The following is a 24,930-nucleotide window of genomic DNA, read 5'->3' on the forward strand; positions in this document are numbered from 1 at the left end:
TTATTGTCCATTATCTATCTTATGGAGGTTAGACTAAAAATGCCTTCCAAGGTTTAGTCTTTTGTAACAAAAAAGCCCGGCCCCACTGTGGCCGGGTTTTTTGTTACCCAATCTATCTATTTTAAAGTTTTGGAATCCTTTGATTTCCCCGGAATTAAAATCCCCGAAGAAAAAACCCTGAAATCTTAAATCAGGGTTTTTTATGTTTTATCTGTTTCGGACTGGTGCTGCACCGCCACCAGCGTTTTGATTTTCACCTTGGCCACCGTCTCCTCCATCTTTCAAGTCATCGTTGTTGATGGATTTTTTACGTCTGGCACGCTGATCCATGCTCATTTTGCCTATTCTGTAGCTGAAGTTCACCTTCAGGTTCATGTTTCGCATCGCATTGGTGCTATTCTGCATGATTGTAGGAGTAATGATTTCGTTGTTGATCTTGAATTCCTTCATCAGGAAGTTTTCAGCACCGAAACCAATGGAGCCCTTTTTCTCAGCAAACTGCTTGTTGAAGTTCAAGCCGTACATCGCAAAACCTCCTGAGCTACCCTGTAGCTGAACCTGGCGTCCTCTGGCAAAAGAGAATACCTGGATCTGCCAGTCTTTTGGAAGTGTGTAGTTACCGAACAATCTACCGCTGATCACAAATCCGTCGTTCTTCGCAGCAAACTGTGGATCTGACAAGCCATTGTCAAGCATCGCATAGTAAAGGTCTGTACCGCCGTTCAGCGACAGCTTGTTGCTGATGTTGATGTTGAAGAAGATGTTGGTACCAACCGCACGTTCCTGACCGATGTTGTCGTAGGTAGTGGAGATCACGCCATCGTTTCTAACTGTTCTCAAAGGCTGGATAGAACCGGTAGTGTTTCTGAAGAAACCAGTGAAATTCAATGTAGTACTTTTGATAAAGGTGCTGTAGCCCAATTCGTAGTTGTCAGTCATCTCAGGATCCAGTTCTGGATTACCCTGGGAGATCTGCTGAGGGTTGGAGATATCGATGTTTGGGTTCAGGAATCTCAGCGAAGGACGCTGAATTCTTCTGTTGTAAGCAGCCTTGATCAAGTTGCCGTTTTTCAGTTTTCTACTGGCATTCAAGCTTGGCACAAGAGTTCCATACGAAGGAATCTCAGCTTCAAATTCAGTTTTGAAATCCGCCTTGATCGTGGTGTATTCATATCTCAATCCTGCTTTCAGTGTATAATTAGTCAGGAAAGGAGTCGTATAGGACGCATATCCTGCAGTCACATTTTGGTCATAGCTAAACTCGTTGTTCAGAGAAGGATCTTCCAATTCTACAAACTCCCCATCTTCACCCTCAGCCAAGAAGTAGGAGAAATCGGAATAGGCCTTTCTCAGGATATTCTTCGCTCCATATTCCAGGATTTTGTTGCCTTTTTCATCCAAAGGAGTCACATAATCCAACTGAACGGTAAATTCTTCATTCTTGCTTGGGTTGACGTTTCTAGTTCTGGAAAAGACTTCGTCCAAATCCTCATTGTCAAACAGGGTATTGGTGAAGGAATTATCACGGTCATTGTTACTGTAAAGAGTCAGGAAGCTTAACTCTCTGCCTTTTTTCTCAAAAGTCCGGGTATAGTTCAAGCTGACGTCGACGGAGTTAGAATTGTCAATCGTGTTGGTTCCACGGTTTTGAGTTCCTCTTAGCACATCACCCAAATAGTTTTGAGTGAGGAAGTCGGTCTGCCAGTTTTCGGAGTTTCTCAGACCAAAGTTCACAGCACCGGTAAGGAAGTTATACTCATTGATATCGTAGTCCACACCGAAGTTGTATCGACCGAAGACATCCCGGCGTTCTGTATCAGCTGATTGCATTGAAGTAGACACTGTGCCGTCAGCATTGTTGGTCACCTGCTTGTTTTCAAAGCTTCCCAGGATGTTGTATCCAGCTCTGCCAAATCCGCCCAACGAGAATCCGAACTTACCTTTTCTGGCACTGCCCTGAAGTCCAAGATTTGAGCCTCTCAGTCCAAAACCGGTGTTGACATTCAAGGTGGCACCCTGAAGCGTGTTTTTCTTAGTTATAATGTTGATGACCCCTGAGGTACCTTCTGCGTCAAATCGGGCAGATGGGGAAGTTATTACTTCTACGGCCTTAATCTCATCTGCAGGAATCTGCTTAAGCGCATCCGATATAGAGGAAGCTGCGATAGCTGAAGGTCTGTTGTTGATCAATACCAGGATATTGGAGCTACCTCTCATGGAGACGTTGCCATCAAGATCCACGGAGAGCATCGGCACTCTTCTCAATACGTCCGTACCGTCACCACCTGCAGTGGTCTTGTCGTTTTCTGCCTTATAGATTGTGCGGTCTACGCGCTCCTCAATAAGTTCACGTTGGCCTTGTACAGTTACTTCTTCCAAAGCCACCCCTTCGTCGGTCATCCCGATTTCCCCTAGGTTGATGTCAGTGGAAAGGGAATTAATATTGACGGTTCTCTTGATCGTCTCGTATCCCAAAAAGGTAAGATGAAGTTCATATTCTCCCAGATCATATCCGGTGATATAAAAAACACCATCACCGTCGGCCACGGCACCGGAAGTGCTCACGTCCGTACCTACTTTATATAGTGCGGCAGTGGCATATCCTACGGCCTCCCCTGTCTTAAGATCCTTGGCGGTTCCGATGATTCGGCCTGCCGTTGTTCCAGCCTGTGGTTGCTGGGCTAATGTCATGCTCGTTCCGATAAAGAAAAAAGCAAATGCTAGATTGAGTAAATTTTTCATGGTTTTGTTTTCAAAAGAGGGCTTCTGCCATTTGATACCCCAAAGTTGGATGCAAAGTTTCGCCCTAAAAAATGTAATAGACCAGCAGGTGCATCCTGTCGACAAATACCCCCAAATCCAAGACAAAGCCCATAGACTGGTCAATTCCCGGCTTCATCCTCCCAAAAGTGGTTTCCATAGGCCAAAACACCGAATTGGTAGATTTGATTTGAGGGTTAACAGTAATTTCTTTTAGTTTGGAGACTGAATATCAACCTCATGCTATCCTTCTCACCCAAAAAACGTCTTTCGGCACTAGTACACATTCTGGGTTGGTTTATGCTCTGCATTGTGTTATTGCTGCTTTCTCCACTTTCATGGAGAATGGGCGAAGTGGAACTGCCCATCCAATTTTGGTGGAAACAGGTCTTTCTGGTAGTCCTTCTGATTTCCATCTTTTATACCAATGCCGCCATTATAGTCCCCAAAATCCTGCTCAGGGGTAAGAACTACTTATACCTTTTGGTTATAATCTTGGGAGCAGTATTTTTCTATGGATTCGTAATCTACTTCGAGCAGTTTATCAACTATGGGGAAAAAATGCATCAGGTATTCAATCCCGACAAGCCTTATATACCCGGTGGAAAAAGATGGATGCCTGGAGATGTTTTTCACCTGATGCTTTATGTTATTTCCATCGGTTTGAGTACTTCTCTTGCTCTGGTACAGAAATGGCAAAAAGACGAATCCCTGCGCCGGGAACTTGATCGACAGCGGATCAATACCGAACTGTCTTATTTAAAGGCTCAGATCAATCCTCACTTCTTCTTCAACACACTCAATAACATCTATGCACTCACCAATCTGGACGTGAAAAAAGCTCAGGAAGCTCTTCTCAAGCTGTCCAGAATGATGCGCTATGTGCTCTACGAAAATCAAAAAAATGAAACTCTCCTTAGCAAAGAGGTCAAATTTATCGAAGATTACATTGAGCTGATGAAAATGAGAATGACCGAAAAGGTCAAACTCAAAATCGAAATCGAAGAACCAAAAGAAGATTTGGTCATTGCGCCGATGTTGTTGTTGCCCTTTTTGGAAAACTGCTTCAAGCACGGTGTAAGCTCCCAACAGGAAAGCGAAATTCTGGTCAAACTGGAAGTTATGGGCGATACGCTCTTTTTCGAAACCAAAAACCATATCTTCCCACTCAATCCGGACAGTCCGGAGGCAAAAGAAAACGGCATTGGATTGACCAATACCCAACGACGTTTGAGTTTGCTTTATCCCAATAAACACCGGCTTAAATTCGGCAAGGACGAATTAACCCATCAGTATTCAGTCAATCTCACTATCAATCTCACATGATTCTGAAATGTGTTGCCATAGACGATGAGCCTCTAGCGCTTGAACTGCTGAGCAAATTTATCAGCCAAACCGCATTTCTGAAACTGGAAGGCCGGTTTTCCAACGCAATAGAGGCATTGGGATTTATCAATCAGAACGAGGTTCAGCTCATTTTTATGGACATTCAGATGCCGGATCTTTCAGGCATGGAGCTCGCCAGAATTTTGGACGGGAAAAAGAACTCCGATAAAACACGCATCATTTTCTGTACAGCCTACCATCAGTTTGCGATCGAAGGGTACAAGGTGGAAGCTTTGGACTACCTGCTGAAGCCTTACAGCTATGAAGATTTCCTCAATGCTGCTACCAAAGCCTACCAATATTTCGACAGGGTCAATAATGCTCCTGCTCCAAAAACCCTAGAACCAACAGCTCAGCAGGATTTTATTTTCCTGAAAGTCGAGTACCAGCTGGTCAAAGTAAAGCTCAAAGACATCACTCATGTGGAAGCTTACAAGGATTATGTGAAAGTTCACCTGAAGTCCAAAGCCAATCCCCTTTTGTCTCTTACCAGCATGAAAAACATGGAAGAATTGCTTCCTTCGGAAAAATTCATGCGGGTGCATCGGTCTTTTATTGTGGCCTTGGATCACATTGATTCCGTATCCAAAAATGTCATCCAAATCGGAGATCACCATATCGCTGTTGGAGAAAACTACAAAGAGCAGTTTTTGGAGTTTTTGGCCAAATGGATGAACTGATTCAATAGGCAGTGATAAGTGGGCAGTGGGCAGTGGGCAGTGGGCTGACCTTTGAGGTTTTCTTAAACCTCGAAGGTCTCAAGGGCTAAACGCAGCGACATCATCGGAAGTCCGGAAGCCTGTTTTCAAGCACTAAAAACGGCCATTTTTCCATGCTTCAATCCTCTTTCAATCGATCCTCGTGTAGACTTGCGGAGCACCGCAATTTGCGTTGGATGGGCAAATAGATTCCAATTGCTTGTAGTTTTCACTGACTGCATACTGCTCGAAATACCCCTCTATCTCATAAGTAGTCAGCTCTTCTTTTGGAATAAAATCAATATCTGCAATTCCCATCGAATAGAACTCATCGTAATAGAGAGAAACCACGCCATCAGAAATTGTATATGTTCCGCTCGCATAGTTTGTGTAACCAAGTAAATCGCCTGATTCTGCATCTTTGGTCACACCTTCCCGATAAAAGCCGCCATCCGCCCTCAAATGAAAAGTATTCACAAAGTCATAGAGTCCAAAACCCCAGGATCCACTACCTCGAAACACCGATTCATAGCTACCGCGAACCTTGGCCTCTGGACTTAAATTCTCATCATTGCAGCCGAATAAACTGATGAGCAGAAGGAGAATTGGGAATAGTTTTGCTTTCATTTGGTTGTTGTTATAAAAAAGAGTTGTTCAAATTGCAATTAATCCCATTACGGAATACGGTCACTAAAGGCTACATAGATTAAAAAAAATCATTTTAAATCGTAGTTCAAGAGGATTATTTTTCCTTTATCCAAAATTAAATATGACCCAAGATCAAAAGTATTTCATGCGGAAAGCCATAGAATTGGCAAAAGAAGGCATGCTTACCGGAAACGGGGGTCCTTTCGGTTGCGTGGTTGTCAAAGACGGTAAGATCGTCGGGCAAGGCTTTAATATGGTATTAAAAACCAAGGATCCCACTGCCCACGCTGAGGTTGTAGCTATCAGGGATGCCTGTAAAACCCTGGATAATTTCCAGTTGGATGGGTGTGAAGTGTATACTTCCTGCGAACCATGCCCTATGTGTCTGGGAGCGATTTTTTGGGCAAGACCTGCCAAAGTCTATTATGCCTGCACCAAAGAGGATGCGGCCAACGCAGGGTTTGACGACGAGTTTATCTACCAGGAAATCGAAATCCAGCCGGAGCTTCGCAAGATTCCCATGATCTCCTTTTTGCGGGAGGAAAGCCTAAAAGCTTTTGGGCTTTGGAAGGAAAAAGGGAATAAGACCTTGTATTGAAGATTTTTGATTTACGATTTACGCCGTTCAAATCGCAATGATGGGCTATAAGGGATCTTTGATCTAAGCGCTCTCTCATCAATTTCCAGCTTCTGTCCCTTTTCAAATCAGGCCAATTATATTAATAGCTGCAAAGCATCTTTCCCTTAAACCCGTCCCAAAATGAGCCAGATCAAAACCTTTTTTCTATTCTTCTTTTTGTTGCTGCCAACCTTCGTTTTCGCCCAGCAGGACTTGAAGGCGTCTTATAACTACGGCAAGTCGGTGGCAGTTTTTGGAGGTTCGGTTTCGGTGATCCCGCCTAGCGATATCGCCAAAAACATGTGGAAAGAGCGACTCGGAATGACAATTACTACTTATGGAGTGGGTGGTGCAGGCTTCTCTTCACTTCAGGGCAAGTCCCTCCAGCAGCAAGTGGACGAAGCAGGTGTCTTTGACATCTATATCCTTTGGGCCTCTACAAATGACTACACCAACAAGCGGGAAGTAGGAAGCTATACCGATTTCACTGAATTTGACGGCTATGACAGCAGCAAGCTGATTACCCAGGCTGGCGGGATCAATTATTGCATCAAAAAAATCTACGCGATCAACCCCAATGCCCAAATCTATTTTTTCACCTCCAGCAAAGCCTTCAATGACCGCGGGGCCTACGATCCATTGGCTGCTGACGGAATGGCCGCCTATGTCGCGATGCAAAAACAAATCTGCGAACTCCACGGCATTCCCTACCTGGATCAGTTCACGCTCGGCGGTTACAATATGTATAACAAACACCTTTACTACGTCGACCCCATCCACATGAACTCAGAAGGGTACAGGCAACTAGGCGAGCTGCAAGTGGCTTTTTTGGCATTTCCAGATTGAGGAAAAAATCCAGCACTCCGCCTCTCACCATTTACCACTCACACTCAATCTTCCAGCTTCCCGACTTCCTACTTCTTCAAACTGTGCAGAAATGCAATGCTTTTCGGTACCTGCTTGTAATAGATCGGGCTTTCATCCTCTAGATAAAAATGCTCCACCCCAGCTGCTTTTGCAGCTTTCAGGATTGAAGGAAGATCTAGTTGACCGGTTCCAAGGGCTACATCATTTTCGGTTGGCGTTCCGCCTGACATATTTCCTTTCACTCCTTTTTTGAGATCTTTCATGTGCATCAGTTTGAAGCGGTTACCATATTTAGCCAGCAAAGCAGCAGGATCGGCTCCGGGAAAAAACGTCCAAAGGATATCCATCTCAAAGCTTACGTAGGCTGGATTGGTTTCCTGGAGCATCAGGTCAAACAATGTCCCATCCCCATATGGCTGAAATTCATAACCGTGGTTGTGGTAAGCGAAAGTCAAGCCGTGTTCCTCTTTCAGGATCTTCCCGACAGCATTGAAATCAGCTATAGTCTGTTTGGCAACCTCCAGCGTAAAAGGTGCGGTATGGGGTACCCAAGCTACTCTGACAAACTTTGCTCCCAAAGTTTTGGCATTTTCAGCGACAGTAGCGGTCTTTTCCATGAGGTCTTTGTACCCAACACCAAAGGAAGAACAATGCATACCGCGCTTGTCCAGTTCCTTTTTGATATCAGCTGCGGCATGGCCAAAGAGATTGGAAAACTCCATATCCGTAATCCCCATTTTCTGCAAAGTGTCCAGAGTGGCAGGAAGATCTTTTGAAAAGCTGGTTCTATAAGTATAGGAAACCATTCCTGGCATCTCAGGAAAGAGCAGCTCCTGAGCTTGAACCTGCAGGGCAAAAAAGAACACTGCGATGAGAGAGAAAAGGGATTTATTAATCATGGCTGTTTTGGGAAGATTTACATTCTAAGTTAATCCTACTTTTCATTCCCGCAAGGAACGCTGTTTGGGATTTGCAATCTCGAATTCTATTCATAGGATTTGAAATCCGACCAAAAACACCTGAGATAAATTCAATGGGACTGATTTTCCAAACAAAAGCAGTCTGAAGACTGCAACAATTTGGATCCAAGTCCAAAGACTTGAACCAGGTCGTTCACTTTGGATTCCGCTTATAAAATTTCACTTTGAATCGAGGCTAATTATAGATAAATTCCTTATTCACAATCAGATAAATACATAAACCCTTTCTACCATGAAAAAGTCAGTATTAATTTTTGGAGTTTGTGCACTGGTGGCGGGTATTACCGCATTCACATTTCGCGCTGAGGAATTGCCCTATAATCTAAAAAGGGGGACACCTGAGATCAAATCTATTACTTCCCTGGCCTTTGGTCCGGATGGCATCCTGTTTATCGGAGACTCCAAAGGTGCCTCAGTCATTGCAGTGAACACCAAAGACGCAAGCAATTCTGTATTACAGCCTATCAATTCAATCGGAATTGATAAAAAATTAGCGGGCATGTTGGGAACCACAGAAGAGAATATCTCCATCCTGGATATTGCAGTAAATCCTATTTCCAAGAAAGTTTATCTGGCTGTTCAATCCGGCGATGGCACTCCAGTCCTCCTAAGTATTGAAGGAGAAACTATTGCACCTGTTTCGCTGAAAGATGTAGAATTTGATGTGGTGGTGCTGAATAACTCTCCCGCCGAGGATGCGAAAGACGGAAGAGGAAGACCGCTGCGGATTTCCTCTATCTCTGATTTGGGATATGCTAACGGCAAGTTGCTGGTAAGCGGGCTTTCAAATCAGGAATTCAGCTCCACTTTCCGAAGTATTCCTTTCCCATTTACCGATAAGCAGGATTTTGCCTCGTTGGAAATCTTCCACGCGGCTCATGGCAAATATGAAACGACCTCGCCAATTAAGACTTTCACCACAGCCCAGGTGAATGGAAAAGAATATCTGGTTGCGAGCTATACGTGCACGCCATTGGTACTTTTTCCCATGGATGAATTGAAAGCAGGAACTCACGTCAAAGGAAGAACCATAGCAGAAATGGGCAGTGGAAACCAACCTTTGGATTTGGTGAATATGGAAAAGGACGGTAAATCCTTTTTGGTGATGGCCAACTCCAACAGACCGGTATTCCGTGTTGATTTTAATGATATTGAGAATTTCGAAGGATCACTTACCGAACCTGTCACCGCAAATTTTGCCACAGATGGAGTTGATTTCGTATCCATGCCGATGACCAATGTATTGCAGTTGGACAAGATGAATGACGATACGATGGTGATCTTGCAGCGCAAATCCAATGGTTCACTGGATTTGTGGAGTACTGAAAAATCCGGGAATTTGCTGAAATAATGAACTCCAAATCATTTCCAATCAGGCTGTCCCTAGTCCACAGCCTGATTTTTTTTAGTGCATTTTTTTTGCTTTCCTGCTCATCAGCCTCTGAAAGCGAGATTTCCATTATCTGGGAAAATGATCGGGCCATTGGTTTAATTGTACCCTCAGATATCCTGGATAGTCCTGATTTAGCTCAACTGAGCATTCATTTGGCAAGTGGGGAAAATAATCCTCCGGTCTTGGGAGAACTCCGAGAGGAGGACAATGGGATTCTGTTTTCACCACTGATTCCATTCACCAGAGGACTGAGCTACGAGATCAGGTACAAGGACGTAAGCATTGGAAATGTTTCCATTCCCCAACTAACAGAAGGTGAGACAAACCTGTCGGTATTGGAAATTTATCCTACCCAAGATATACTTCCCGAAAACCAATTGAAGTTTTTCATCAAGTTTTCCAAGCCCATGCGGGAAGGCGAATCTACTGCCCACGTGACCCTTTTGAATAGTAAATTGGACACCTTGAAAGGGGCATTTTTGGATCTTCAGCCTGAGCTTTGGAACGAGGACCAGACTCTGCTTACCCTTTGGCTGGATCCCGGAAGGATCAAAAGAGACCTGGTTCCAAATCTTGAAATGGGCGCTCCTCTGGAAATGGGCGAATCCTATCACCTCATCATCTCTGAGAAATGGAAAAGTAAATCGGGAGAGAGCTTGAATGAAAGCTATACCAAAGACTTTACCGTCACCGCCCGGGACAGTATCTCTCCAGTTCCCACTTCCTGGATTGTTGGTGCTCCAAAGGCCGGAACAATTGAGGCAGTTGAAATTGACTTTTCAGAAGCTTTGGATTACAGCCTACTCCGGGAAGTTTTTAGGATAAGAGACCTTAATGACCAGAAGGTTCCCGGTAAATGGAATATTGGAATTGAAGAAAAAAGCATTCGATTTACTCCAGACACTGATTGGAAAAAAGGCAAGTATGTTCTTGAAATAGAAAGCAGGCTAGAAGATCTTGCCGGGAATAATTTAAACCGACTGTTCGAAACAGACCTCTCTAACCCATCAAAACCAGCGATCGAAACGGACTTCAAAAGGCTGGAATTTGAGATTAAAGAATGAAAAGTGAAGATGGAAGATGACTGCCTTGGTTCAAGTCTCCTGACTTGGACCTCTTTTTATCCCCAGCTATTCGAGATTTGTTATCTCGAATTTGGTTTCTAGGATTTGCAATCCGATCGAAAACACCAGAATTCAATTCTCCGTGACTGATCTTCCTAGCAAAGAAGTCTGAAGACTGCAATTAGATTGGTCCAAGTCTGAAGACTTGAACCAAACCGGGTCATAGGATTTGAAATCCCTTTAAAAAAATAACCCAGCCATCTCTGACTGGGTCATTCAAATCGGAAATCCGAAACCGGAAATCTCCTTATCTTTTTCCAGCTCCCGGAGGCATCATACGGCTCATCGCCTGTTTTGCTCCACCCATTTTGTTCATCTGCTTCATGAGCTTTCTCATGTCGTCAAATTGCTTCATCAGGTTATTGACCTCGACGATCGTTCTTCCCGAACCATCAGCAATTCGCTTTCTTCTTCTTCCGTCAATGATATCAGGCTGCTGACGCTCTTTTGGAGTCATACTGCGGATGATCGCTTCGATTGGTTTAAATGAATCGTCGTCGATATCCATGCCCTTCATTGCTTTGCCCATTCCCGGGATCATTCCGATCAGGTCTTTGATATTTCCCATCTTTTTCACCTGCTCAAGCTGAGAAAGGAAATCATCAAAGTTAAAGTTGTTCTGACGGATCTTGGAATTGATACGCTTGGCTTCATCCTCGTCAAAAGACTGCTGCGCACGCTCCACGAGTGAAATCACGTCACCCATTCCGAGGATTCGCTGGGCCATACGATCCGGATGGAAGACATCCAGATTTTCCATCTTCTCTCCAGTGGAGATAAACTTGATCGGCTTGTTGACTACGTGACGGATGGAAATTGCAGCACCACCTCGGGTATCCCCATCGAGTTTGGTCAGGACGACTCCGTCAAAGTTTAGTCTTTCGTCAAAGGTCTTTGCAGTATTCACCGCATCCTGACCGGTCATCGAATCGACCACAAAAAGTGTTTCCGAAGGATTAAGGGCCTTTTTCAGTTCCTCAATCTCCTTCATCATCTGATCATCTACTGCCAAACGACCCGCAGTATCGACTACGACAGTCTTTTTACCAGTCTTTTTCGCATAGGCAATCGCATTGTTGGCGATCTGAAGGGCATTCTTGTTTTCAGGTTCGGCATAGACTTCCACACCGATTTGCTCTCCCAAAACCTTCAACTGGTCAATCGCAGCAGGTCTATAAATATCGCAGGCCACCAATAAAACCTGGCGTCCCTGTCTTTTCAGCAAACTACCCAACTTACCGGTGAAGGTGGTTTTACCCGAACCCTGCAAACCAGCAATCAAAATCACGGATGGATCACCGCTAAGTTTGATGTCGACTTTGGAACCTCCCATGAGTTTGGTCAGCTCCTCTTGGGTGATTTTTATAAGGAGTTGACCCGGAGATACGGAGATCAAAACGTCCCGGCCCATGGCCTCGTCCTTGATCTTGTCGGTAACTTCCTTGGCTACTTTATAGTTGACGTCGGCATCAATCAGGGCTCTTCTGATCTCCTTTACGGTGGATGCTACGTTGATTTCGGTGATTTTTCCGGTTCCTTTCAGTGTTTTGAAAGCCCGGTCAAGCTTTAAACTTAAATTATCAAACATTCGGCTCGGTATCTATAGGGTGCAAAAGTAATGAATTAAAGGGTTTTTGAGAAGGTGAATGTGTGCGAAAAAAGAAGGAAGACCGAAGACCGAAGACCGAAGCATTTAAATTCATACAAAATCAGCTACTTATTCTGCGAGTAACTTGCCTGACGGCAGTCAGGTCTGCAGGAAACCCCCTTGGTTCAAGTCTTCAGACTTGGACCTATAATTATGTAGTCTCTTGACTGCTTTTTCATTTCGGATTTAAATTAATGGCAGTCTGAAGACTGCATATAGATAAGCACAAGTCTGAAGACTTGCGCCAATTGTGCATCTGTGAGAACTAACCTAAATCATATCCTCTCGCTCTTTCCCCCGAAATCCCTATTTTGCAGCCTTAATTTCGAAACCGATTCATGAAGCTCAATTTTCAGAAAGACCTTCTTCCCCATCTGCTGGGAATTCTTCTTTTCTATCTCATTGTGGTCCTGTATTTCTCCCCGATGGTTTTCGACGGGAAAATCATCTTTCAGGGCGATATCCTTCAGTGGGAAGGTTCGGCTAAGGCCGTCTTGGATCACCGGGCAAATACAGGCGAACAGGCTCTCTGGACCAACAGCATGTTTGGTGGAATGCCAGCTTATTTCATCAGTCTGGAGTTTCCCGGCGACATCACCAACGCCCTGATTTCGGCCTTGACCTTGGGACTTCCCCATCCGATCAACGGGCTCTTTTTCGGAATGCTGGGCATGTACATTTTGCTTTTGAGCTTTGGAGTCAGACCTGTTTTCGCCATCGGAGGCGCTATTGCGTTCTCCTTCAATACCTACAACCTGCTTTCTCTCGAAGCCGGACACAATGCCAAAATATGGGCGGTCTGCCTGATTCCTTTGATTTTGGCAGGAATTCACCTGGCCTTTGAGCGAAAAAGAATCCTCGGAGCAGCCCTGTTGGCTTTGGGCCTTTTGCTCCAACTGAAATTCAACCACCTGCAGATCACCTATTACACGCTGATCATTTCGGTGATTTATGTGTTGGTTCGGATGGTTTTTGACTGGAAAAAGGAAGGAATTCCCGGCTTATCCAAAACCATCGGATTCCTGGTTCTCGGAGCGATATTGGCCGTCGGAGGAAATCTCGGCAGACTTGCCACAGCTCTCGAATACAGTCCCTACTCTACCCGCGGCAATACAACTCTTGAAACAAAATCCTCCGGGCTGGACCGAGATTACGCCTTTGGCTGGTCCAATGGCAAACTTGAAACCCTGACGCTGATCATTCCAGATTTCTACGGGGGAGGCAGTAATACACCGCTTTCTAAAGATTCGGCATCCGAAAAAGCACTCCGCGCACAGGGAATCGATGCAGCGCAGATCAACGGATTTTTGCAGGGTGCGCCGACTTACTGGGGAGATCAGCCCTTCACAGGCGGTCCGATCTATGGCAGTGTTATCTTGGTATTTCTGGCTGTTTTGGGGATTTGGGCTGCGCCAAAAGAAAGCCTGATCACATTTGGTGTCATCATCGTTCTTTCAGTTATGCTCAGTTGGGGAAAAAACCTGGCCTGGTTCAACTACCTGCTATTTGATATTTTGCCCGGCTACAACAAATTCCGGGCGGTATCCATGGCCTTGGGAATGACGCTTTTTGCAATCCCGGTTTTGGGGATGATTTCCTTGGAAAGACTGGTAAAAAAGAACGACCTAAAACCCCTGCTTTATGCGGGTGGAATTGTGGGCGGTTTGACGCTGATCCTTGCCGTGGCTTCCGGAGCGTTCTTCCGCTTCGAAGGTGCAGGGGACGCAGGTTTGCCTGAATGGCTTATCTCGGCAATTAAAGCAGACCGAAAGGCCATGCTTTCCGCTTCTGCCTGGAAAAGTTTTGCCTTTGTCGCTGTCGCGGTTGGATTGATCTATTTTCACCTGAAAGGAAAAATCTCCGACCTCATTCTTGGGCTTGCTTTGATCGCTTTGATCACGCTGGACATCTGGACGATCAACAGAAGGTACCTGAACAATGAGTCTTTTCAGGGCAATCCCTCCAGACAGTTTTTCGCAGAAACTCCCGCCGAAAAGTCCATTGCATCAGACCAAGGCTATTTCCGAGTATTGCCGCTTTCTGAAGGATTGACTCAAGGTGCCCGCACTGCCTATCGCTTCAACAGCTTGGGTGGTTACCATGGCGCCAAACTCCGACGCTACCAGGACTTGGTGGAAAACCAACTTCAACCCGAACTGGAAGCTTTTATCGCCAAGGCACAGGAAGGAACTTTTGACTGGGAGGGAACCGGCGTTATGAACATGCTGAACACCAAATACCTGATCGCCGGAACAGAGGCAAATGGGGTATTTGAAAACCCGATGGCCAACGGAGCGGCTTGGGTGCCCGCTGAAATCCTGCCCGTAGGCACCAACAACGAAGAAATCGAGCGGCTGGGAGAAATCAACACCAAAACTCAGGCAACATTGAATTCTCAGGAATTCGGACAAATCCCTGCCGGTTCGGGACAGGTCACCTTGACTTCTACCTCTCCAAATGAAATGAAGTACCAGGCTTCCATGACACAGGGCGGCTTGGCTGTTTTCTCTGAAATCCACTATCCAAAAGGCTGGACTGCCACCATTGACGGTAAGGAAGCTCCGATTCTTCGGGTGAATTATCTGCTCCGCGGACTGGAAATTCCGGCCGGAGATCACGAAGTTGTCTTTACCTTTGCACCCTCCAGCTACTATGCGACCAAGACTCCGATGGTGATTTTCCAATATCTTATCTTGGTTACGCTATTTGCCGGAGTTTATTTCACTTACAAAGAATCCAATGCAAGCGCCTAAGTCAGAGCAAAAAGAGCAGGTCGTCAGTTTCTACGATAAGTTTGCCGAAAAACAGCAGAAGACCGGCATCAACTCCCGGCACCTGAGCATCTTGGACAAGGTGAAAGCTGCCGGTTTGCAGGATAACCACAGGATCCTCGAAGTAGGCTGTGGTATCGGGACAGTTTCCCATCTCTTGGCCACTCAAGTTCCAAATGGGGAAGTCTTGGCGGTGGATATTTCCCCGGAAAGTATCGAGAAAGCCAAGGTTCTCTGGAAATCCCAAACTAACCTGAGCTTTGAAGTTTCGGACATGTCGGACTTTGAAAAGAAAGGCAAGACCTTCGATTTCTTCGTCTTCCCTGACGTGCTGGAGCACATTCCCGTTGAGCAACATCTTCGCCTTTTCCAGAATATCAGCAAGCATACCCACGCCGATTCAGTGATTTTCATCCACATTCCGGCACCTCGGTATTTGCAGTGGATGATTGAAAACGAACCCCAAAAACTTCAGGTCATTGATCAACCTTTGGACACCGGGGACTTGGTAAAAACCATTTCGGCTACTGGCTTTTACCTGGAAAAGATGGAAACCTATCCTCTCTTCTTTGCTGAAAAAGACTACCAGTACTTTATCTTTCGCGCAGCAAAACCCCTCAAAACCTCCACGCCCCGCAGCAAGTGGACGGTACTGAAAGAACGCATGCGCATTCGCCTGAAATATGGCCTAACCAAATAATCAAAACCGGAACTATGAAAATCCAGGAAAATGCAGTGGTAGGACTGACCTACGAACTCAAAGTGAGCAAAGACGAAGACGGCATCGAGTCGAGCCCTTTCAGTGTGGAAATCCGTGACGAGGAAGATCCTTTCTACTTCCTTTTTGGACAAAGTGGATTGCCTGAAAAGTTTGAGGAACTGCTGGCAGGAAAAGAGGATGGCGGGGATTTTTCCTTCACCATCACCATGGTGGATGCGTATGGCGAACCGGACGATGAATTGGTGATTTCATTGCCAAAGACCCAGTTTTCTGGCGAAAGAGGCTTTTCTGCGGAGATGCTGGAAGAAGGCAATTTCCTTCCGCTGATGGATGAAAACGGATATAGCATGCAGGCAAAAGTCCTGAAAGATCTGGGTGAAAACCTGTTGCTGGACTTCAATCATCCCCTGGTGGGATTTGATCTGCACTTTGAGGGAAAAGTTATAGAAGTGCGTGAAGCGACCAAGGAAGAACTCCAACATGGACACGTGCACGGGGAGCATGGAGCACATGAATAGAGATTTACGAAGGACGATTTACGATTTACGAGGTGGCTCCCAGTGTTTATGAATTTGGCTCTAGCCTAGCCTTGAAATATAAAATTAAAGTTCTTGAATTTGAAAAGTGTTTGGGGTTTTGGCCTCGGGCACTTTTTTTATGAGTGCACTTCACTTATGGCCGCAACCTTTAAGAATAAACTCTTGAAGATTGAATTGACGCGATTCCCTCCGCCGCGGCGGAGGGTTAGGAGGATTTTATAAATTTCAATGTGAATGTCCGCAATGACACCAGTAGGTAAATTAATTGAAGTAGTCGATTTGTAGGTAAAAGTTTGGCAGTCTTAGATCCAAAGGATCGAAACAATTCATAACCCCCGGTGTAGCCGGGGGTAAAGTCACACAATAAAAAAAGGAGCCCTGAAAGGGCGATACTTTGAAGTTTCACCCTTTCAGGGCTCAAAGGAAGGAGATTCAATGGCTTCCCTGCACTTCGTACAGGGTCATGAATGGTTAGGCTCCTTCGGAGCTTTTTCCAACCTAATTCTTCAAAACCAACACCCTTTCCTCGTCAAAATGCAGGTAAACCCGATCTCCGACGTGATACTTGCGAAAAGGATCATCGACTTCCCAAACTTGCCCACCGATTTTCAAGCGGACCAAAAGTGAATTGTAATGCACCAAAAAGCGCTGATCGATCACATGACCCAGGAGTTCTCCCTTAGTGCGGAGCCTTACATCCGCCGGACGGATATAGCTGTCAAAACGATCCGGAATCAGATTGATCGGGGAAAAAAGTCTTGCCACATAACGTGTCTTAGGATGCTCGCAGAGATTCTGTGAGTTTCCTTTTTGGACGACTTTTCCTTTTTGCAGGATCAAAATGGAATCGGTCAATCGCAGTGCATCATCTAGGTCATGGGTTACAAAGATCACGGTGGTGCCGGACTCATGCAGGAGTTCCTTCAGCTCAAAGATCAACTTGTGCTTTTGGATGGTATCCAGGTGGCTAAAAGGTTCATCCAGCAGCAACACCTCCGGTTCCACAGCCAAAGCCTGAGCAATTGCCACCTTTTGCTGCTGCCCCCCGCTCAACTGTCGGGGAAAGCGCTCGCTGTAATTCTCCAAACCCAACTGCTCCATCAGTTTTTTTATGCGCTGCTGTCGGTATTTCGGATCAAAATTCAACAAAGGCCGTGCGATATTCTCCGCCACCGTAGCATTGGGATACAACTGATAATCCTGATGAATCAGCTTGATCTCATCGTATCCGGGCACCAACTTTTGCTTGGGATTCTGGATCTGCTGATCTCCCAACCAAACTTCCCCGCTACTCTGAGTCATCAGTCCGGCGGCGATGCGGAGCAAGGTGCTTTTCCCCGAACCGCTTTCCCCCACGATGGCGATCAGCTCTCCACGCTCCAGTTCCAGGGAAAATTCCTGAAGTGCAATATGCGAATCGTAAGACTTGGAAACTTTGCGGATGGAGAAGTAGGGCATTTTTGGATTCGAGATTTGAAATTCGACATTCGACATTCGATGTTCGACGTTCGTTGTTCGATATTAATTGAAAAATTGGAAGTTAGGAAGTGGGAAGTTGGGAAGTTGGGAAGTTGGGAAGTTGGAAGGACGCAAAGTTCACCCGCAGTCAAGTGCTGCAACTCCCCCGATGCCTTGTAAATCGTAAATCTGAAAACAAAGGGGCTTCGACTCCGCTCAGCCTGACAACACGGCCAGCCACCTCGTAAATCGTATTTCGTAAATCGTACTTCTCCATCACTGCAAACTCTCCCTTACCTTCTTCGGCAAGGAATCCCTAATCAGCTCATAGCTATGGCGGGCGAGTTCCAAAATAAGCGGATCGGGAACATTTCCCTTTACAGAGACCGAGTTCCAGAGTGTTTTATTCATATGATAGCCTGGGGTGATTCCAGGATACTGCTCTCTCAACTCAATGGCCCGCTCGGGATCGCATTTGAGGTTCACATAGGCGAAAGCCTCCATCCCCAACAGTGCAAAAATCTTCCCTCCCACCCGAAAGGCCAAAGTGTCTGCATCAAAGGGTGTGTCTTCCGTCACATGCGGAAGGGAGAGGCAATAGTCGCGGAAGTATTCTAAAGTCATTTGGATTTCGGATGTCGGATTTCTGATTTCGGATTTAGCGTCATTGCGAGGACCAGAGGGACGAAGCAATCTCTTTCTGGAACGTCATTGCGAGGACTGCAAGGACGAAGCAATCCCCCAGGAACGTCATTGCGAGGACCGCAGGGACAAAGCAAACTGCTCCTGTTGTCATCGCAAACACCGAAGCAATCTGCTAATTATTCCAGATTTCCAAAAAGAAAATTAATCCAAACGAAACTCAAATTAAAATAAATGCAGAAAACTAGAAGAATGGTTTGGTAAAAGGCTAGTCGAAACCTATCTTGACTAAAGATTTTGGAACAGAGGGATGGCAAGCAATTTTGATTGGTAAAACCCTTAAGCCTTGCTCTTAATAGTCTCATTTTGACAAATAACATTCAAAAAATGAAGGGAATAAACCAGCTAAATACAAGGGTAGCTACCTCACCTCTAAACAGAATATAAATCTATGGCAGGATATAGTATAGTTGATCACCTAAAAATTGCGGATCATATTACCTTTATTCGGATTAATCCAAATGATATTGAACTAACATTAAGAGAGGTTTTTACTTCGCTTGCAGATTTAAGTTGGATAAACGCCTTTGACAAAGATTATGTTAGAGGAAGTTTTCAAGTAAGGGCCGAAGCAACTGTAAAATATATTAGTGAAAATATAATCAAATCCAGCGATGATAAAATAACCAGTGACTCAGGTGAATATGTTATTTCAGAACTTGCTCGGTTATCGATTATAAATGAGTTAAAATATTCAGACATACCGCTGGCAGAATTAATCAAAAAACAGAAAAGCGGTAATCCAGGTTTTGATTTTTATTCAAAGAATAAATCAAATATCTTACTATTTGGAGAGGCTAAATATCTTGCCGCTCAAAATGCCTATGGTAGTGCCTTTAAACAGATCGTAAGATTTATCAGTGAAGAGAGTGATATTGGAGATTTACAAGACATTGATAAGTTTTGTTGCGAGATTTCCTTGAGTAATGTAATAAATAAGAAGAAAGGTTATGTAGCTGCATTTGCATCAAAAAATACAGACACAGAACTTCTAGTCAGGAACATACAAGAAAACGAGGAATACAAGGCTCTAATGTCTTATAATGAAATAATTTGTGTAGCAGTTAACATATGACTAATCTAATAAAACAGATTATTGTTGGTAAAGATATCAACATAGTATTTAATTATGTACTTGATCAACTCTATAAAAAGGGACCAGTTTCAGTGTCCGACATGGAAGTTTTATCTTATTTACAACTTTATCACCCTGATTACTTTGGAAACTACAAAGACTCCATTTTAAATTTCATGGGAGTCTTTTATAAAAATACAGAAAGAAATTCTTTGAAAGATGTCGTTTTTACTCAATATAAAAGACATCTAAAAGAAGTATACAATCATAATTACACACCTGTACAAGCAAGTATTGTAAAAGGAATAAATAGCAATAACTGTTTTAGCTTTTCTGCACCAACAAGCACGGGGAAGTCCTATGTGTTCATGAACCAAATACTGAGTACATCCAACGATGTTGTTGTCGTGGTTCCTTCTAGGGCACTTATAAATGAATACTTCCTAAAGTTAAATAACCTCATTCAAGAAAAGTCTGTAAACGTTTTAACCTTTATTGATAGCATAAATACACTCAGAGCTAAAAGAAATGTATTTATTGTTACTCCTGAGCGGTGCAGAGAACTTTTCAAACAAAAAGAAAAGTTCAATGTCGAATTGTTCTTATTTGATGAAGCTCAACTAAGCAACGAAGATTCGAAAAGAGGTCTCTATTTTGATAGTATCGTTAGACGATGTTATAAAGCCTATCCCAGCTCAAAATTTGTTTTTGCTCATCCATTTGTCAAGAATCCAGAATCACAAATTGAAAAGAACCATTTCAATAAAGAAACTGCAAACTCAATTCAATATACACAAAAAAATGTTGGTCAATTATTTCTCACAACTGATGATGACTGGAATTTCTTTCACTTTGGGATAGACAAGACCATCATGGGTACAAAAAAACAAAAATGTGAATTTGACCCTATTGAAAAAACCATTAAGGAAGGTGGTAGTGTTTTATTGTATGTTTCGAAGTCAAAAATATACAATAAGTCCTTTTTAAACGATTTTAGTAAATATATTGATCTATGTAACGAAATTAATAATGACAGAATTGAGTCATACATTGAACAATTAAAGGAGTTTACTGGAGGTGATACGATTGCAAATAAGAATCATTTCTCACAAATGCTATCGCTATTAAAAAGAGGAATTGTAATACATCATGGATCTTTGCCATTACAAACAAGGGTTATAATTGAAGAATTTACAAAGGAAGGATTGTGTCGTATTTGCTTTGCAACATCAACCCTAGAGCAAGGCATTAACATGCCATTTGACGTTGTATTCCTAGACAGGCTGGAAGGAAGTAAGCCATTATCTGTCAAAAACCTTATTGGAAGAGCTGGGCGATCAACTCTTGAATCTAAATTTGATTTCGGTTACGTTATCGTCAGTAATCCAAGTCGGATGACTGTCCTCAGAAATATTATAAATCAAGATGAAGAACTTGATAATGTGTCAGCTTTGGAAAAAAATGAGCAACATGATGACGATTATAATGATTTTAAAGAAGCTATTTTAAACGACACCTTTTCTGATGAGTTCAATTTGACAGAGAAAGACATTGCCAAACTCACATCTATTGAAATAGATGAAGTAATAGAAGGAATTCTTAAGGCAATTTTTATTCGTGGCACTTTAATTCCGCTTGATGAAATTAATAGCGACTCAGCTAATAGATTAGATTTATATACAAGATTTCAGAATCTTTATTCGGTATATTTAGGAAGAGCGTTAGAAAGAGGAGAACAAAATGTATTTAATACGGCAATAAAAATAATATTGTGGAGAGTTTACGGAAGAACTTTTAAAAATATATGCTGGTATCGCTATTCTTATGCAAGTAAATCAAGAGAACGATTAACTTTGGAACGGGCTGGTAGAAGTACAGACCACATAGAAGCATCATTTTATACGGAATTTAAAGATCTTCCCGATAAGAAAATAAATGTATATAGTTATTTAAACGGAGTAAAGGCAAAAGATGTAGATTACGACTTTATAATGTATGACACTTATGACTATATCGACAAACTTATCGGATTCAAGCTTAGCGATGTCTTTTATACTGCTTTATATAAATATTATGAGAAGACTAATAATCCAGAATCTTTATCATTAGCCAAATTTATAAAGTTCGGTACCGAAAATGAAAGACATATATGGATGCTCAGATACGGATTGTCGTTCGAAGACATTGAACTTCTTGATAATCATATTGAGTCAATAACATCAGAAGCGATTGTATTTAAAGAATCAATAAATCGTGTTCCTGAAATAAACAAATTTTCAGTATTGAGATTTTTAAGTTAAATATACTGACAATATCTCCCCTATCCTTACCATTTCGTAATTCTCCTTTAGAATACTTTTGCTCGAACATTGCAGCTTAGCTCTCTGCCCTAACGCATATCCCGAAACCATTGGGCGTAATTAATTGACAGACTATGAAAATTGAAATTGATAAAATAGACAATTATTACTTTATCATTCACGACTTGGAAGGATCAAGTGAGGAGCTTTTGCTGGAAGCCAAACACAAAGGGACCAAACTTGTTGGACAATATTCAGTAATAAAACACCAACCTCATAATCCAACAGGAGAGTATCACATTCACGTTTACAAAAAAGAAAACGAAATATTTTCTATTAACAAAAGTGGTCGAGGACACGATGGTTTTAGTGGGACAAGAATTCCCAATGAGGTTTTTAAAGCTCTAAGTGCAAAATATCCTGACTGGACTTTCCCAAAATCTCAAATTGTTGAGTCCGTAAACCACACTTTAATTTTAAACAAATCAATGAGAGCTGAATTAAGAAAAGTTCGTGTTTCAAGACACAAATTTGATGTTGCTGACATAGATGGTTATGACGGCTATTTTCACACATTTGCAGACGACCCATTTTTGACAGGTGGAAATAGAGGTTGGATTAGCAAAACAGTTGCGTTAGTTGAAAACGAAAGCGGTTATATTCATAAAGTACCAGTTGATGCGTTGCGATTTATAGACAATAATGACGAAGACAAGTTTTAACTATACCCTTCTCGGCGTAATCTATACCTCGGACTGGGTGGGATTTGCAATTCCACTCCCCTCTGGGAGTAGAAGGAATATAGTTAGGACTAGGTGTAGTTTGTAACTACACCTTCATATTCTAGCAAATTTGAAATTTGCCTCAGTTTATGAAAAGAGATTCCAAGGATATAATCCAATTGCAAATTGGCAATTTTCCTTCTCCCTAATTTTCCGAAAAAATCAGCTTCAATTATCTGATCCTGCGTATTTTACTAAAAACATAAACCAAACAAACCATGGGTCTTTTTTCTGCACTGATCGGAAATGCCGGCGAAGTAAACGTCGCGGAATTGAAGAAAACTTTTGAACCACTCTTGATCGAGGGGGAAGACATAGAAATGGGCTTTAAGCTGATCCGTGACACCTTTCTCTTTACCAACCGACGCCTGATCCTGGTCAATAAACAGGGAATCACCGGATCCAAAACCGAATACAAATCCATTCCTTACAAGAGTATCAGCCGATTCAGTGTCGAAACTGCCGGAACTTTTGAACTGGATGCGGAACTGAAAATCTGGATTTCATCCGAGCAGGAACCCAGCATCGTCAAGCAGTTTACCAAGTCAGTCAATGTCTATCAGGTTCAGAAAGTCCTCGCCTACTATGTGGCTAAATAGGCTATCTACTGGCGACTAAACAGCTTTCTGATTTTTCCCGAAGGTTCTATTGTAAACTTCTTCCCTCCGGCCGTTCTCTGCCTCATGAGATTAATCACTGAAATCCGGCTTCGAATCCTGGCATCCTGAGCACCTGACCAACGAGAGTTGGGTAGTTCGAAGGGTCAGCCTGACACGATTAATCTGTGTACTGCCCAAAGCGTCTGCCTACTTTTTCCAGAATTCCCAACTTGCTTTCAGCCTTCCCGTTCAGATATTTTAGCCCGAAATTCCGATTCACCCTTTCAGTTTCCCTCTTCATAAGCTCCCGCTCCAGTGGTTCTAATTCTCTTTCGCATTCTCGTCTTCCTGCTCTTTTTAGGTTTGATTGACTGGTATTCCTACCAAGCTTTCAAGACGCTGTTTCCGGCCCAAACCTGGATTAAGGCTGGATATTGGATCTTTTCCATCGCCATCTACCTGTTTACCGTCTTTGTCTTCCTGACCTTTGACCGAGGCAGCGTCGGCTTAAATTTCGGTAGGCTTATTTCCCTTTTGGTCCTTTCCATCCTTCCCAAACTGATTATTTTAACCTTCCTTTTTGGGGAAGATATTTTCCGCTTTTTTACCGGGATCTTTCAATCCATTAGCGAAACCCGCGAGGGGGACTTTTTGCCCGAACGCAGAAAATTCATAAGCCAAACTGCCTTGGTGCTTTCCGCCATACCCTTTCTGGGAATTCTGCATGGCGTATTGATCGGGAAATACCGCTACCGGGTAGTCAACCACACGCTGGAATTCGACGACCTGCCGGAGGAGTTTGACGGCTTTACCATCACCCAGATCTCGGATATCCATTCCGGGAGCTTTGACAATAAAAAGAAGCTGGAGTACGGCATTGACCTGATCAATCAGCAAAATTCAGACATCATCCTCTTTACCGGAGATCTGGTAAACAACCACTCCCAGGAAATGGAACCCTGGATAGACACTTTCAAAAAGCTGAAGGCACCGATGGGCAAGTACTCCATCCTGGGCAACCATGACTACGGCGACTATATGGACTGGCCGAGCAAGGAAGCCAAGGCGGCAAACCTGCAGCGCTTGTTTCAGATTCAGGACGAACTGGGCTTCAAGCTGCTGCGCAATGAAAGCATCCAACTCCAAAAGCCTGCCCTGAGCGCCTGCCTGTCCGGTAGGCAGGGAGTCGAAGGGAGCGGAGTCGAAGGGGCCAGAGCCAGCATAGACCTGATCGGGGTGGAGAACTGGGGGAAAGGTTTTGCGCAATATGGAGACTTGGCGAAAGCGGCGGCCAATCTAAGTGCTCAGAGTTTTAAAATCTTGATGAGCCACGATCCTTCCCACTTTGACGAGGAAGTAAAGTCCTTTGCTCACCATATTCATCTTACGCTCAGTGGTCATACCCATGGAATGCAGTTTGGGATCGAAATTCCCGGACTCATCAAATGGAGCCCCGTCTCCCTCCGCTACCCCAAATGGGCAGGACTGTATGAGGAACTCGGCCGCTACCTGCATGTGAACCGGGGTTTTGGATTTTTGGCCTTCCCTGGTCGGGTTGGGATCTGGCCGGAGATTACGGTATTGACGCTGAAGAGGAAGTAGCATGAAATTTTCAGGAATTCAAGAGTCCAAGAAATTAAACCAAACTCCAACCTGTGTCGGTTTGAGCTGCTTGCCCGCCGAAGTGGGGAGTCAAAGACATTTGATCCATTAATTACCCTTCTCGGAGTAGTCAAATAATGGTTAGGACAGGGATTCATTAAACTTCCCATAATCAAAAACAGCCTGACCTAAAGTACAGAGAACAGAAGCTTGAGAAATTATTATTGCAAAGGATGCTTTTTTTGAGGACACCTTTTT

Annotated in this window: 20 protein-coding genes; 14 read left to right on the top strand and 6 right to left on the bottom strand. The window is 43.7% G+C overall.

What is annotated here, in order from left to right:
- Window positions 1–207: 207 nt before the first annotated feature.
- Window positions 208–2,742: a TonB-dependent receptor domain-containing protein gene (locus B0E43_RS26240; RefSeq protein WP_077347287.1), complete on the bottom strand. Its 2,535-nt coding sequence runs from the start codon at window positions 2,740–2,742 to the stop codon at window positions 208–210.
- 258 nt (window positions 2,743–3,000) lie between these two features.
- Here B0E43_RS26240 and B0E43_RS26245 point away from each other — a divergent pair, with 258 nt between their 5' ends.
- Together B0E43_RS26245 and B0E43_RS26250 are read left to right on the top strand one after the other, a co-directional pair.
- Entirely contained in the window at window positions 3,001–4,086 is a 1,086-nt protein-coding gene (locus B0E43_RS26245) for a sensor histidine kinase (RefSeq protein ID WP_077347289.1), read from the top strand.
- Window positions 4,083–4,826, top strand: a complete 744-nt coding sequence (locus tag B0E43_RS26250; RefSeq protein ID WP_077347291.1) for a LytTR family DNA-binding domain-containing protein — start codon at window positions 4,083–4,085, stop codon at window positions 4,824–4,826. The genes B0E43_RS26245 and B0E43_RS26250 overlap by 4 nt, the downstream gene beginning before the upstream one ends.
- Window positions 4,827–4,994: 168 nt before the next feature.
- On the opposite strand, the gene B0E43_RS26255 is transcribed toward B0E43_RS26250, so the two are convergent.
- Window positions 4,995–5,471 (bottom strand): hypothetical protein, encoded by a 477-nt coding sequence (locus B0E43_RS26255; protein ID WP_077347293.1) that lies wholly within the window; start codon window positions 5,469–5,471, stop codon window positions 4,995–4,997.
- 142 nt (window positions 5,472–5,613) lie between these two features.
- Here B0E43_RS26255 and B0E43_RS26260 point away from each other — a divergent pair, with 142 nt between their 5' ends.
- Together B0E43_RS26260 and B0E43_RS26265 are read left to right on the top strand one after the other, a co-directional pair.
- Window positions 5,614–6,090, top strand: a complete 477-nt coding sequence (locus B0E43_RS26260; RefSeq protein WP_077347295.1) for a nucleoside deaminase — start codon at window positions 5,614–5,616, stop codon at window positions 6,088–6,090.
- A 162-nt stretch (window positions 6,091–6,252) separates the two neighbouring features.
- Window positions 6,253–6,957 carry an SGNH/GDSL hydrolase family protein gene (locus B0E43_RS26265; RefSeq protein ID WP_077347297.1) on the top strand — a complete coding sequence of 235 codons (705 nt, stop codon included), beginning with the start codon at window positions 6,253–6,255 and terminating at the stop codon, window positions 6,955–6,957.
- A gap of 68 nt (window positions 6,958–7,025) precedes the next feature.
- Here B0E43_RS26265 and B0E43_RS26270 read toward each other — a convergent pair whose 3' ends face one another.
- Window positions 7,026–7,877 (bottom strand): sugar phosphate isomerase/epimerase, encoded by an 852-nt coding sequence (locus B0E43_RS26270; RefSeq protein ID WP_077347299.1) that lies wholly within the window; start codon window positions 7,875–7,877, stop codon window positions 7,026–7,028.
- Between the two features lie 313 nt (window positions 7,878–8,190).
- On the opposite strand from B0E43_RS26270, the gene B0E43_RS26275 reads away from it, so the two are divergent.
- Together B0E43_RS26275 and B0E43_RS26280 are read left to right on the top strand one after the other, a co-directional pair.
- The gene (locus B0E43_RS26275; protein ID WP_077347301.1) at window positions 8,191–9,309 is read left to right on the top strand and encodes a hypothetical protein; all 1,119 of its coding nucleotides are present in this window, start codon (window positions 8,191–8,193) and stop codon (window positions 9,307–9,309) included.
- Window positions 9,309–10,415: an Ig-like domain-containing protein gene (locus B0E43_RS26280; RefSeq protein ID WP_077347303.1), complete on the top strand. Its 1,107-nt coding sequence runs from the start codon at window positions 9,309–9,311 to the stop codon at window positions 10,413–10,415. The genes B0E43_RS26275 and B0E43_RS26280 overlap by 1 nt, the downstream gene beginning before the upstream one ends.
- 307 nt (window positions 10,416–10,722) lie before the next feature.
- On the opposite strand, the gene ffh is transcribed toward B0E43_RS26280, so the two are convergent.
- Window positions 10,723–12,063, bottom strand: coding sequence for a signal recognition particle protein (gene ffh, locus B0E43_RS26285; RefSeq protein ID WP_077347305.1), 1,341 nt, complete (start codon window positions 12,061–12,063; stop codon window positions 10,723–10,725).
- Between the two features lie 398 nt (window positions 12,064–12,461).
- On the opposite strand from ffh, the gene B0E43_RS26290 reads away from it, so the two are divergent.
- From B0E43_RS26290 to B0E43_RS26300, 3 genes are read left to right on the top strand one after another with little or no spacing between them, the layout of a single operon-like run.
- Window positions 12,462–14,876 carry a YfhO family protein gene (locus tag B0E43_RS26290; RefSeq protein WP_077347307.1) on the top strand — a complete coding sequence of 805 codons (2,415 nt, stop codon included), beginning with the start codon at window positions 12,462–12,464 and terminating at the stop codon, window positions 14,874–14,876.
- Window positions 14,863–15,594, top strand: a complete 732-nt coding sequence (locus B0E43_RS26295; protein WP_077347309.1) for a methyltransferase domain-containing protein — start codon at window positions 14,863–14,865, stop codon at window positions 15,592–15,594. The genes B0E43_RS26290 and B0E43_RS26295 overlap by 14 nt, the downstream gene beginning before the upstream one ends.
- A 14-nt stretch (window positions 15,595–15,608) precedes the next feature.
- Entirely contained in the window at window positions 15,609–16,133 is a 525-nt protein-coding gene (locus B0E43_RS26300) for a peptidylprolyl isomerase (protein ID WP_077347311.1), read from the top strand.
- A gap of 519 nt (window positions 16,134–16,652) precedes the next feature.
- Here B0E43_RS26300 and B0E43_RS26305 read toward each other — a convergent pair.
- Window positions 16,653–17,612 carry an ABC transporter ATP-binding protein gene (locus B0E43_RS26305; protein WP_077347407.1) on the bottom strand — a complete coding sequence of 320 codons (960 nt, stop codon included), beginning with the start codon at window positions 17,610–17,612 and terminating at the stop codon, window positions 16,653–16,655.
- A gap of 276 nt (window positions 17,613–17,888) precedes the next feature.
- Window positions 17,889–18,236: an MmcQ/YjbR family DNA-binding protein gene (locus B0E43_RS26310; RefSeq protein ID WP_077347409.1), complete on the bottom strand. Its 348-nt coding sequence runs from the start codon at window positions 18,234–18,236 to the stop codon at window positions 17,889–17,891.
- Window positions 18,237–18,705: 469 nt separating this feature from the next.
- Here B0E43_RS26310 and B0E43_RS26315 point away from each other — a divergent pair, with 469 nt between their 5' ends.
- The 5 genes from B0E43_RS26315 to B0E43_RS26335 all read left to right on the top strand — a co-directional run bounded on the left by B0E43_RS26315 (window position 18,706) and on the right by B0E43_RS26335 (window position 24,672).
- A complete protein-coding gene (locus B0E43_RS26315) occupies window positions 18,706–19,389 on the top strand; it encodes a hypothetical protein (protein WP_077347313.1) in 684 nt (227 codons plus the stop codon).
- The gene (locus B0E43_RS26320) at window positions 19,386–21,689 is read left to right on the top strand and encodes a DEAD/DEAH box helicase (RefSeq protein WP_077347315.1); all 2,304 of its coding nucleotides are present in this window, start codon (window positions 19,386–19,388) and stop codon (window positions 21,687–21,689) included. Before B0E43_RS26315 ends, B0E43_RS26320 begins: the two co-directional genes overlap by 4 nt.
- A gap of 134 nt (window positions 21,690–21,823) precedes the next feature.
- On the top strand, window positions 21,824–22,411 hold the full coding sequence (locus B0E43_RS26325) for a hypothetical protein (protein ID WP_077347317.1): 588 nt from the start codon (window positions 21,824–21,826) through the stop codon (window positions 22,409–22,411).
- Window positions 22,412–22,689: 278 nt separating this feature from the next.
- Window positions 22,690–23,070, top strand: coding sequence for a PH domain-containing protein (locus tag B0E43_RS26330; protein ID WP_077347319.1), 381 nt, complete (start codon window positions 22,690–22,692; stop codon window positions 23,068–23,070).
- Window positions 23,071–23,385: 315 nt separating this feature from the next.
- Window positions 23,386–24,672, top strand: coding sequence for a metallophosphoesterase (locus B0E43_RS26335; protein ID WP_077347321.1), 1,287 nt, complete (start codon window positions 23,386–23,388; stop codon window positions 24,670–24,672).
- Window positions 24,673–24,930: the final 258 nt, after the last annotated feature.

This window comes from Algoriphagus sp. A40, assembly GCF_002002735.1.
Taxonomy (GTDB): Bacteria; Bacteroidota; Bacteroidia; order Cytophagales; family Cyclobacteriaceae; genus Algoriphagus.